Annotated in this window: 10 protein-coding genes; 8 read left to right on the top strand and 2 right to left on the bottom strand. The window is 35.1% G+C overall.

Going from position 1 to position 11,780, the window contains the following annotated elements:
* The first annotated feature begins 324 nt into the window (after positions 1-324).
* The 3 genes from tpiA (at position 325) to VB776_RS05260 (ending at position 2,991) form a co-directional block, all read left to right on the top strand.
* A complete protein-coding gene (gene tpiA / locus VB776_RS05270; protein WP_323326727.1) occupies positions 325-1,086 on the top strand; it encodes a triose-phosphate isomerase in 762 nt (253 codons plus the stop codon).
* Between the two features lie 142 nt (positions 1,087-1,228).
* Complete coding sequence (locus VB776_RS05265; protein WP_323326725.1) at positions 1,229-2,122, top strand: hypothetical protein; 894 nt, start codon at positions 1,229-1,231, stop codon at positions 2,120-2,122.
* 2 nt (positions 2,123-2,124) lie between these two features.
* On the top strand, positions 2,125-2,991 hold the full coding sequence (locus VB776_RS05260; protein WP_323326723.1) for a glycosyltransferase family 2 protein: 867 nt from the start codon (positions 2,125-2,127) through the stop codon (positions 2,989-2,991).
* Between the two features lie 2 nt (positions 2,992-2,993).
* On the opposite strand, the gene VB776_RS05255 is transcribed toward VB776_RS05260, so the two are convergent.
* Positions 2,994-4,079, bottom strand: coding sequence for an endonuclease/exonuclease/phosphatase family protein (locus tag VB776_RS05255; RefSeq protein ID WP_323326721.1), 1,086 nt, complete (start codon positions 4,077-4,079; stop codon positions 2,994-2,996).
* A 252-nt stretch (positions 4,080-4,331) separates the two neighbouring features.
* Between VB776_RS05255 and rpmB the strand changes: the two genes are divergently transcribed.
* The gene (gene rpmB, locus VB776_RS05250) at positions 4,332-4,571 is read left to right on the top strand and encodes a 50S ribosomal protein L28 (protein WP_184137596.1); all 240 of its coding nucleotides are present in this window, start codon (positions 4,332-4,334) and stop codon (positions 4,569-4,571) included.
* A gap of 151 nt (positions 4,572-4,722) precedes the next feature.
* Here the strand turns inward: rpmB and VB776_RS05245 are convergent, their stop codons facing one another.
* The gene (locus VB776_RS05245) at positions 4,723-5,532 is read right to left on the bottom strand and encodes an SDR family oxidoreductase (protein WP_323326719.1); all 810 of its coding nucleotides are present in this window, start codon (positions 5,530-5,532) and stop codon (positions 4,723-4,725) included.
* 163 nt (positions 5,533-5,695) lie between these two features.
* Here VB776_RS05245 and VB776_RS05240 point away from each other — a divergent pair, with 163 nt between their 5' ends.
* From VB776_RS05240 to infB, 4 genes are all read left to right on the top strand, one after another.
* Positions 5,696-6,139, top strand: a complete 444-nt coding sequence (locus tag VB776_RS05240) for a GNAT family N-acetyltransferase (protein ID WP_323326717.1) — start codon at positions 5,696-5,698, stop codon at positions 6,137-6,139.
* A gap of 164 nt (positions 6,140-6,303) precedes the next feature.
* A complete protein-coding gene (locus VB776_RS05235) occupies positions 6,304-6,777 on the top strand; it encodes a ribosome maturation factor RimP (protein WP_323326715.1) in 474 nt (157 codons plus the stop codon).
* Positions 6,778-6,879: 102 nt separating this feature from the next.
* Positions 6,880-8,127: a transcription termination factor NusA gene (gene nusA / locus VB776_RS05230; protein ID WP_184137602.1), complete on the top strand. Its 1,248-nt coding sequence runs from the start codon at positions 6,880-6,882 to the stop codon at positions 8,125-8,127.
* A 125-nt stretch (positions 8,128-8,252) separates the two neighbouring features.
* Positions 8,253-11,696: a translation initiation factor IF-2 gene (infB, locus tag VB776_RS05225; RefSeq protein ID WP_323326713.1), complete on the top strand. Its 3,444-nt coding sequence runs from the start codon at positions 8,253-8,255 to the stop codon at positions 11,694-11,696.
* Positions 11,697-11,780: the final 84 nt, after the last annotated feature.

Here is an 11,780-nt window from a genome sequence, read left to right as displayed (position 1 = left end):
AGTCGTTTATCTTATCTTAAATATCGGAATAATATTACAGATTTCCAAAGAGTTACATTAAAAAATCAATGTTTATTCAAAGAATAATACCGAAAACATTTGTGGAATTTTATTTCCAGATATTCTCTCGTTGAAAGTGTAAACAGCACAGATTTAAATTTTGTAAAAACTAAATCCAACCTTTCTGTTTTTTATGGTGTCTTTCTTCTGGAATTTTCAAAATATTCGCCTCTAAGATGAAGATACTTATGGCTTTTTGTTTTTTAGAATTGTGATAAGAAGTACTTTTGTCAAAATATCTAATTTATAATTAACCAAAAAACAATGAGAAAGCAAATTGTAGCAGGAAACTGGAAAATGAATAAAACAGCTGAAGAAGCCTTGATTTTGGCATCAGAAGTTGTAAATATGGTGAAAGACGAAGTAAATACTGACGTGCAAGTAATTATTGCTCCACCAGCGATTTACTTATCGACACTCCAAAAATATACAGAAACAGCTCCAAATATTGGCATTGCTGCACAAAATTGTTCTAATAAAGCTTCTGGTGCCTATACTGGTGAAATTTCAGCTTCAATGTTGAAATCAATTGGTGTTACTCATGTAATTCTTGGACACTCAGAGCGTCGTGAGTATTTCAAAGAAACAAACGAGCAATTGGCAGAAAAAGTAAACATCGTTCTTGAAAATGGTTTAACGCCAATTTTCTGTTGTGGTGAATCATTAGAAATGCGTCAAGGCGGAGATTTTCTTGCTTACGTAGCTTCGCAATTAACGGATAGTCTTTTCCATCTTTCTCCAGAAGATTTCGCTAAAGTGGTAATCGCTTACGAACCAATCTGGGCAATCGGAACTGGCTTAACGGCTTCTTCTGAACAAGCACAAGAAATGCACGCTTATTTAAGAGGACATTTGGCAACTAAATACGGTCAGGAAGCAGCAGATAACACTTCTATTCTTTACGGTGGAAGTTGTAATGAGAAAAACGCACAAGAATTATTCGCATGTGCTGATGTAGATGGCGGATTAATCGGTGGAGCATCTTTGAAATCTCGTGAATTTACAAACATCGCAAAATCGTTTTAAGCATTGAAAACCCGTTTAGCAAGAAACTAAACGGGTTTTATGTAAAATGATTATTTACGCCTAACTCATATATTTTTAATTACCTGATTTTAAACACATTAATCCTCTTTAAAGCTTATTTTCTCAATTGCTTAATTAATTTATGCTCTTTAAAAAACTCAATCCTCTTGAAAAAATCTATCTAAAAAACACAAACAAAGAAGCTTATCAAAATTACAAATACCAATTAAAAGTAAACGATTTGCCTTCGATTAACTTTTTAGATACGCCTAAAGCCCTTGTTGATTTCAAACATAGTGGACATCTCGGTGATATTATTTATGCCATTCCAGCCATGTATGCTTTGGCTGAAAGCGGAAAAGTAAACCTTCACTTAAATATCGGTCAAAAAATAAAGGTTGATGGTAATCATCCCTTGAAAGATATTGGTTTGAATGAAAAATCGGTTGAAATGTTAGCCCCTCTTTTGGCACTACAAAATAAATTTTCACCAATAAACATCTATAACAATCAAGTAATTGATTATGATTTAGACGTTTTCAGACAATTTCCATTTGATTATTCCAAAGGACACATCAGTAGATGGTATTTCAACTGTTTTGCCGTAAGCTACGATTTAAGTAAACCTTGGTTAGTTGTACCAAAAGATACTTCAATGAGCGATAAAATCGTTATTGCAAGAAGTACTCGTTACAATTCGCCTGTGATAGACTATTCTATCCTAAAAAAATATAACAATCTAGTATTTATAGGTTTACAAGAAGAGTTTAGATTAATGAAAGCCATTATACCCAACCTTGAGTATGCTGAAGTAAACAATTTTTTGGAGATGGCAAGCATCATTGCTGGAGCAAAATTATTTATCGGGAATCAATCATTTCCTTATGCTATTGCTGAAGCCTTAAAAACACCAAGAATGCTAGAAAGCTACTATAAATGCCCTAATGTAATTCCTGAAGGAGCCAATGGATTTGAGTTTTCGTTTCAACCTCAGTTTGAGTTTTTGGTCAAAAAGCTAGTAGCAAAACCCTTATAATTATGAAAATTGCTGCAACTGTAATACTGTATCAACCAAATGAAAAGGCTTTAGACAATATCAAAACCTATGCTAAAGCCATTGATAAAGTATATATTTTTGATAATACTGAAGAGGGGACATTTCTTAAAAAAAAATTGATGGAGATTCCCAACATCATTTATCTGCATGATAAACACAATGCTGGTATTGCCAAAAGGCTGAATACAGCTGCGCAAATGGCAATTAATGAAGGTTTTGATTGGCTTTTAATGATGGATCAAGATTCAAAATTTGAAGGAAATTCAATTCAATATTACTTGGAAGGCATTCGTAAATACCCAAATAATATAAATGTAGGCTTATTTGGTCCCCAATACTCTCGTAATAATCAAACATCTTTAGCAGAATCAAGCTATCAAGAAATTGATGGAATGATTACTTCTGGAACACTTCTAAATCTCAATGTTTATCAACAAATAGGAAAGTTTGATGAAGCACTCTTTATTGATGCTGTTGATATTGAATATTGCTTGAGAGTTCAGCAAGCAAATTTTAAAATGATTCAATTGACGAATATCTTTATTCAACATGAATTAGGACAAACTGAAAAGAAAGCATCTATCAAAACACTTTATCTTGTAAAAAAAGAAAAAGAATTACATTCTCCGTTAAGATACTATTATATGTACCGTAACAATCTTTATGTACAGTCTAAGCATAAAGATTTTGATAAACAAACGATGCGAAAAATCAATCGAAATGCTATGTCTTTTCTAAAAAAAGGATTTTTCTATGGCAGTAATTCATGGGAAATCCTGAAATATGTCGTTGAAGCCAGAAGAGATTTCAAACAAAACAAAATGGGGAAGTATCAATCAAATATTTAAAATCAGCGAATTTTATATTTTGCAAATACAGGATAATGGTCTGAAGACTTAATGTGGTCGTGCGTTTGGAAATCTAATACTTCTATTGATTCACTACAAAATTGGTTATCAATTCTAACAAATCTTGGACTACGATTGAGAGTAAAACCAAAACCATTTCCTGCCTCCTCAAAAGCATTTTTCAGTCTATCACGAATGTGTCCGTAAGCGTTTCCGTAAGGCGTTTCATTAAAATCTCCACAAACAATTACTGGATATGGACTTTCATCAATCAATCTTTCGATTTGTTCTATTTCTTCAGCATGATTTATGAAGCCTGTTTTTAAACTTGATAAAATTGATTTAGTTTCATGCTTAGCCTGAGAATAAGCCTTCTCTTTCACTTCTTCTACAACTTTTTTTACTCTAATGCCCATCGACTGTAATTGTAGATTTATTACTCTTATCGTATCGCTTTTCAAAGCAATATCAGCTAATAAATAGCCATTGCCATTATCTTTTCCAGGTTCTTGACCAAACAAACTCTTTTCTTCATGAATGATAGGGTATTTAGAGAAAATCGCTAATGAAAATATTCTACTAGTACCATAAATGCTATTGATAACATAATAAGGGTTTTCTTTAGTAATGGCTTCAAAAACTCTAAAATCTTTTTCATTACTCATGCTATTAAATTCCTGAAAACATTTAATATCTGCTTCAGTTTCTGTCACATAAGTAACAGATACCTTTGTTTTATCTTTATCAAATGGATAACTACTATGGTGAAAACCAAAAACATTGAAGTCTAATACCGACAGACTTTTATCAGCTTCCTTAGCAGTATGAAAACTAAAAGTTCTTCTAATAAATGGATAACCAATCAGTAAGACTACAAGAGGAAGAAGCATTCGGGAAGGTCTAATAAACAACCACATTATAGCGATAATGGCACAGAGAATCATCACGACAGGTAGGCTCATCATCATAAAACCAACAAACCAATGGTCAATCACCAAAGTGTAAGCTAATAAATAAGTAAAAAGAGTATATATACACAGAGGAAGACTCGTTAGCCACAAAAGAGAAATTGCAATTTTTTTCAGCATGATGTAATCTTGGCGGTTAGCTTTAGACAAAAGTACAAATTAAGAATCTCTTGGGTAAATAAAGCCTAATGAATATTTTAGTTTGCACGATTTTTATAAGATTAACAGAAAAGTGTCAATTTTATTTCTGTAATTAATTGTTAGATTAATAATTATTTCCTAATTTTGCATTCCATTTCGGAAAACACTGGTAATCAAGTCTATTACATCGCTCAAAAAGCGATTTTACATAACAAATAAAAGAATTTTATCATGGCGAAGGTTTGTCAATTAACAGGAAGAAAAACACAAGTTGGAAATAACGTTTCTCACGCTAACAATAAAACTAAGCGTAAATTTTTTCCAAACTTACACACTAAGAAATTTTTCTTAGAATCAGAAGGTGTATGGGTACAGTTGAAAGTTTCAGCAAAAGCTATCCGTACTATCAACAAAAAAGGCTTAGAAGCTTCTTTAGTAGATGCTGCTCGTAGAGGTACTTTAAGTTTATAGTACTTTTAAAATATTTTCAAAAGCCTCTTCGGATTCATTTCGAAGAGGCTTTTGTTATTTATCGCCTTAATTGCTAGAGATAATCGTGCATCAAAAAAGGCACTTGTATTTGCTACAAATGCCTTTTCATATATTTTGTGCTACAAGAATATTAGCTCATTCTTGCTACGATTTCTTCTGAAATACCTACTGCACTGAAACCGCCATCATGAAAAAGATTTTGCATCGTTACTTTCTTCGTTAAATCAGAGAATAAAGTAATTACATAATCAGCACATTCATCCGCAGTTGCATTTCCTAATGCCGACATTTCATTGGCATATTCATAGAAAGCATTAAAACCAGAAATACCTGTACCAGCCGTAGTTTTAGTTGGCGATTGCGAAACAGTGTTTACTCTTGTTCCGTTTTTCTTGCCATAATGATAACCATAAGAACGAGCAATCGATTCTAACATCGCTTTTGCTTGTGCCATATCGGTATAGTCAGGAAAAGAACGTTGTGCTGCGATGTAAGACAAGGCTACAACTGAACCATTATCAGAAATAGCATCCATTTTATCCGCAACTTGCAACATTTTGTGGAATGATAAAGCAGAAACATCTAACGATTTCATAAACCATTCGTAGTTCAAATCACCATAAGGACGGTTTTTACGAATGTTCGTACTCATTCCAATTGAATGCAATACGAAATCAATTTTTCCACCCAAAGCATCCATCGAACCTTCGTAAAGTTTTTCCAAATCTTCTACAGAAGTAGCATCCGCTGGAATAATCTTTGCCTCACATTCTTCGGCTAATTTGTTGATTTCTCCCATTCTCATGGCCAAAGGAGCATTCGTAAGTGTGATAATTGCGCCTTCTTCTTTAGCACGTTGAGCCACTTTCCAAGCGATAGAATTGGAATCTAATGCTCCAGAAATAATTCCTCTTTTTCCTTTTAATAAACCGTATGACATTTTTTTGATTTCTGATTGTTGATTTTAGTTTAAAATAAATTATTCCTGAACGAAGCTTCTTAATGATAATATGAGCTTCATTTTAAAATAATTAAGTATTTTAGTTGTATGCTAAAATCAAGGTTAAAATTTGTCCAAAAGTACTATTTTTTTTCTTAAAACCATGAATATTCAAATTCGACAAGCGATAAAAGAAGATTTACCTCAGATCCTAAATCTATATGCCGAGGTTCTCGACAAAGGAGCAGTACTTTCGCTGGAACAAGCCAATACGCTTTTCTTAAAAATGGCTACTTATCCAAACTACAAAGTGTATGTAGCTGAAACAGAAAACAAGGTAATCGGCACTTTTGCTTTATTAATAATGGATAATCTGGCTCATGTTGGCACTCCTTCAGCGGTTGTTGAGGATGTTGTGGTTGCTGATAATTATCAAGGAAAAGGAATAGGTAAAACTATGATGATATTCGCTATGGAAAAATGCAAAGAAGTGGGCTGTTATAAATTAGTACTTTCAAGTAATTTAAAACGGACTGAAGCACATGCTTTTTATGAAAGTTTAGCTTTCGAAAAACACGGATTTAGCTTTAGAGCAGATTTGCAGTAAAAATTTCATTATTAATGGCGAAAAACACTGTAAACCAATCATGAAACTTGTTTTCTAAGACAATTTTTATTACTTTTGCAGAGAATTTAAAGGAAGAGGGGTCGATAGTCCCTCTTTTTTGTTTACTAGATTGTAGCACGGTTGATGTAACCGTGAGAAAAGAAATGACAAAAGAAAAAATAATCGAACTGCTTGAACCCTATCTTGAAGAAGGAAGGTTATTCATTGTAGATGTTCAAGTAAGTGAAGGTAAAACTAGACAGAACATTACGATTCTATTAGATACCGACGAAGGCATTAAAATAGAAGAATGTGCATCTGTTAGTAGAAGGTTAGCTCATTTTATAGAAACCAATGAATTAATCGCTGGAGCCTATAATTTAGAAGTATCTTCTCCGGGCATCGATCATCCACTTACATTTAAGCGTCAGTTTGTCAAAAATATTGGTCGTAACTTGAAATTAGTATTGAACGACAAAATAGAAAAAATAGGAACTTTAGAAGAAGTAAGCGACGAAAGCATTATTTTCAAAGAAGAACCTAAAAAAACAAAAAGTAAGAAAGTAGAGCCAATAGAGGCAATCACCATTCCTTTTTCGAGCATACAACAAGCAAAAGTACAAATATCGTTTAAATAGTGGTCGAGTTGCCGAACGGTTGAATTGTTGAAATTAGAGTAAATCTTATTCCTCATCATTCTACTTGCTGGCTTCTTTTCACATTAATAAAATTATGAAAAGATGAATAGTGCAGAGTTAATTTCATCGTTTGCGGATTTTGCAAAAGAAAAAAATATCGACCGTCCGACGATGATTAAAGTGCTGGAAGACGTATTCCGCACAATGATTCGTAAAAGATACGGTACGGATGAAAATTTTGATGTAATTATCAACCCTGAAAGTGGCGACTTAGAAATGTGGCGTACACGTGAAATTGTTGATGACAATTCAGAAGATATTTGGGATTATGACAAAATTCCTTTGGCAGAAGCAAAATTAATTGAACCTGATTTTGAAATTGGCGAAGAAGTAGCGGAATTAATCAAACTAGAAGATTTCGGTCGTAGAATTGTTCAAACGGCTCGTCAAACATTGATTCAAAAAGTTAAAGATTTAGAAAAAGAGGGACTCTTCGAAAAATACAAAGACTTAGTTGGAGAAATGGTGTCGGGAGATGTTTACCAAATTATTGGAAAAGAATTTATTATCACTGATGGCGAAGGCAATGAATTGACTTTACCAAAATCAGAGATGATTCAAAAAGATCGTTTCAAAAAAGGTGAATCGGTAAAAGCAGTTATTCATAAAGTAGATATGAATAATGGTACGCCAAAAATTATCCTTTCTCGTACTTCTCCTGTTTTCTTGGAACGTTTATTCGAACAAGAAATTCCTGAGATTTACGACGGGCAAATCATGATTCGTAAAGTTGTTCGTGAACCAGGTGAGCGTGCAAAAGTAGCGGTAGAATCTTATGATGACCGTATCGATCCAGTAGGTGCTTGTGTGGGGATGAAGGGTTCTCGTATTCATGGAATTGTGCGTGAATTACAGAACGAAAACATTGACGTTATCAATTATACAGAAAACCTTGAATTACTTGTAGGTCGTGCTTTAAGCCCTGCCAAAGTAAGTTCAATGAAAATTGATAAAGAAAGAAAAAGAATTGCGGTGTATTTACAACCAGACCAAGTATCCTTGGCAATTGGTAAAGGCGGACAAAACATTAAGTTAGCAGGAAAGCTAGTTGGCTACGAATTAGATGTTTATCGTGATATTAAAGAAAGTGAAGTTGATGACGAAGATGTTGACTTAACTGAATTTTCTGACGAAATCGAAGATTGGGTAATTGCAGAATTACACAAAATCGGTTTGGATACGGCGAAACAAGTACTCAAATTGAACAGCGATGAATTAATTCGTCGTACTGAACTTGAGGAAGAAACCGTAAACGAAGTATTATCAATTCTACGTTCGGAGTTTGAGTAATTTAGAATGAGTAAGTGATAGAATGATAGAATAGTCATTGTTTTTTTCTCACTTACTCATCAAAACTATTCTATCATTCATTACTTAAAATTAAAAATTACTATAGAAAAGTATCAACAGAAATTATGGCAGAAGATAAAATGATGCGTTTGAGCCTTGTGGCAAAGCAGATTAACGTGGGAACCTCAACCATTGTTCAATATCTCTCTGTCAAAGGTCACAAGGTTGAGAACAACCCCAACGCCAAACTAAATTTTGAGCAGTTAAAGCTCGTTGCAAAAGAATATGGTGCAGAATCCTTATTAAAGGATGTTAGCCCAGCACCTGTAGCGTCACCAAAACTCACAGAGGAAGAGTTTGTTCCTAAGAAAAAGCAAGATGATGACATGCCTCTTTATTTCCGTGGAAAAGAGAATGCTGAAACATCTGAACAAACAAAAGTAACCGAAGCAGCAAAAGCTGAGAAAGAACCAGAAGTAATTTTGGGAAGAGCCGAAGTACAATTTAAAGTACTTGGCAAAATAGAATTGGATGCAAAAGGAAATCCAGTTCCTCAAAAGCCTGTAATAGCTGAACCTAAGCCAGAGCCAAAAGTTGAAGAGCCTGAAGTGAAGATTGAAGCTGTTAAACCTGAGCCAAAACCTGAAATTCAAGTTAAAGTTGAAGAGGTAAAGCCAGTGATTATACCTGTGGTAACCGAAGAGGTTAGAGTAGTAGAGATTCCAAAAGTTGAAAAGGTTGAGGAAGCAACAAAGCCTGAACCAGTGGTAGTATTAGAAAAACCAGTAGTGATAGAAGCAGTAGCAACACCAATAGCAGAAACCAAAATTGCTGAAGCAGCAATACAGCCGAGTAATCAGAACCAACACAATAGACCACAAGGTGGGGTGAACAATAACCAAAATCAACAAAATAAGCCACAACAAGGCGGCGGGAATAATAATCCAAACCAACAAAACAGACCGCAAGGTGGCGGAAATCCGAACCAAAATCCACAGCATAATAAGCAACAAGGTAGCGGAAATCCGAATCAAAACCCACAACAGAACAAACAGCAAGGCGGAGGAAATAATAATAATCCAAACCAAAACCAAGCTCGTCCAATACAACAGGGAAGTAGTTCTCCAACACCAAACCCTACACCACAACCACAGCAACAACGTCCTGCGCCAGCACAAAAACTTGGGCGTAATGATGAAATTCCAGAAGATACCTCAAATGTGGAATTAATCGAAGCTAAAGGTGAACAACTAAAAGGTTTGACGGTTTTAGGTAAAATTTCTTTACCTGTTGAACCTGCCCGTGGTGGTTCTAGAAATAACAATAATAATAACAATAAGAAAAAGCGTAAACGCATCGATAAACCGGGCGGAGCTAAAGTTACTGAAGCTGAAATTCGCAATGAAAGAGGAGCTCCTCGTCCGAAAAAAGACGGCGTACCTGGCACTCCTACTACGAATGATCCTAACGCTAGAAAACCTGCCAATACTGGTGGTAATGCTGGTAACAATAATAATACCTCGAACAATAATCAAGGTAACAACAACAATCAAAACAATAATAACAGTAATAACAACTTTAAGAAAAAACCAGCAGGAAATAACAATAACAACAATAATGCTGGCGGTGGCGTAAAACCACAACCTAAAGGTGAAGTTTCTGAAAAACAAATTCAAGACCAAATCAAGGCTACGATGGCTCGTCTGCAAGGACAAACCAACAAGTCGAACTTTGGTGCAAAAGAACGTCGTGTTAAACGTAAGTTCCGTGCTGAAAGAAACGAACAACGTCAATTAGCAGAAGACGAAGAAGCAAAAATCTTGAAAGTAACTGAGTTTATCTCAGCAAGTGAATTAGCTTCTTTAATGGATGTTTCTGTAAATGAAATCATTTCTACTTGTATGAGTTTAGGAATGTTCGTTTCAATCAACCAACGTCTTGAAGCAGATGTTATCGCTTTAATTACTGAAGAATTTGGCTTTGAAGTACAATTCGTATCAGCAGAAGAAGAAATTGAATCTGCTATTGTAGAAGAAGAAGATGCTCCAGAAGATTTATTACCGAGAGCGCCAATCGTAACCATCATGGGTCACGTTGACCACGGTAAAACCTCTTTACTTGATTATATCCGTCGTGCAAAAGTTGCTGCTGGTGAAGCTGGTGGTATTACTCAGCACATTGGTGCATACTCAGTAAAACATGACGATGGTCGTAGAATTACATTCCTAGATACTCCTGGTCACGAAGCCTTTACAGCGATGCGTGCTCGTGGTGCTAAGTTAACTGACGTTGCTATTATCGTAATTGCAGCGGATGATGCCGTGATGCCACAAACTGAGGAAGCTATCAACCACGCAATGGTTGCTGGAGTACCTATCGTTTTTGCTTTCTCGAAAGTAGATAAGCCAGGTGCTAACACAGAAAAAATCCGTGAGCAATTATCAATTAAAAACATGCTTGTTGAAGAATGGGGTGGTAAATACCAAACTCAAGAAATTTCTTCTAAATCAGGGATGGGTATCAATGAATTATTAGAGAAAGTATTATTAGAAGCTGAATTATTAGAATTGAAAGCCAATGCTAATAAACGTGCTGTAGGTGCTGTTATCGAAGCTTCGTTAGATAAAGGTCGTGGTTATGTTGCCAATATCATGGTTCAAGCAGGAACGTTGAAAGTTGGAGATATGATGCTTGCTGGTGCGCACTATGGTCGTGTAAAAGCCATGTTCGATTACCGTGGAAATAAATTAAAAGAAGCTGGTCCATCAATTCCTGTACAAGTATTAGGATTGGGCGGTGCGCCTGCTGCGGGTGATAAATTAAGCGTAATGGAAAATGAACGTGATGCACGTGAAATTGCTAACAAACGTGAACAAATCATTCGTGAACAATCATTACGTACTCGTAAACATATTACTTTAGATGAAATCGGTCGTCGTAAAGCAATCGGTACATTTAAAGAATTGAACGTAATTGTAAAAGGTGACGTGGATGGTTCAGTAGAAGCATTGTCAGATTCATTATTGAAACTTTCAACCGAAGAAGTACAAGTTCGTATCATTCACAAAGGTGTTGGTCAGGTTTCAGAATCAGACGTATTGTTGGCTTCTGCTTCAGATGCAGTAATTGTAGCCTTCCAAGTTCGTCCAAGTGTAAACGCTCGTCGTTTGGCAGAAAACGAACAAATCGAAATTCGTACATACTCTATCATCTACCAAGCAATTGATGATGTAAGAGATGCGATGGAAGGTTTATTAGCACCGAAATTTGAAGAAGTAGTTACTGCTAATATTGAAGTACGTGATGTATTCAAAATCTCTAAAGTAGGTACTGTTGCAGGTTCTTATGTATTAGACGGTACAGTGAAACGTGCTCATAAAATCCGTGTAATTCGTGACTTCGTCGTGATTCATGAAGGCGAAATTTCTGCATTGAAACGTTTCAAAGACGATGTAGCTGAAGTTAAATTCGGATACGAATGTGGACTTTCTATCAAAAACTTCAATGACCTTGAAGTGGGTGACATCATCGAATGTTACGAAATGAAGGAGTTGAAACGTACTTTATAATTCGTTAATAATGTTTTTATAAAAAAAGCTCGGAGATTTCTTCGAGCTTTTTTGTATTTAATGCTGTAAATACTCTATTTCAAA

This window comes from Arcicella gelida, from assembly GCF_034931025.1.
Classification (GTDB): domain Bacteria; phylum Bacteroidota; class Bacteroidia; order Cytophagales; family Spirosomataceae; genus Arcicella; species Arcicella gelida.
The sequence above is the reverse complement of the archived record's forward strand: the minus strand, read 5'-3'. Positions and strand labels throughout refer to the sequence as shown.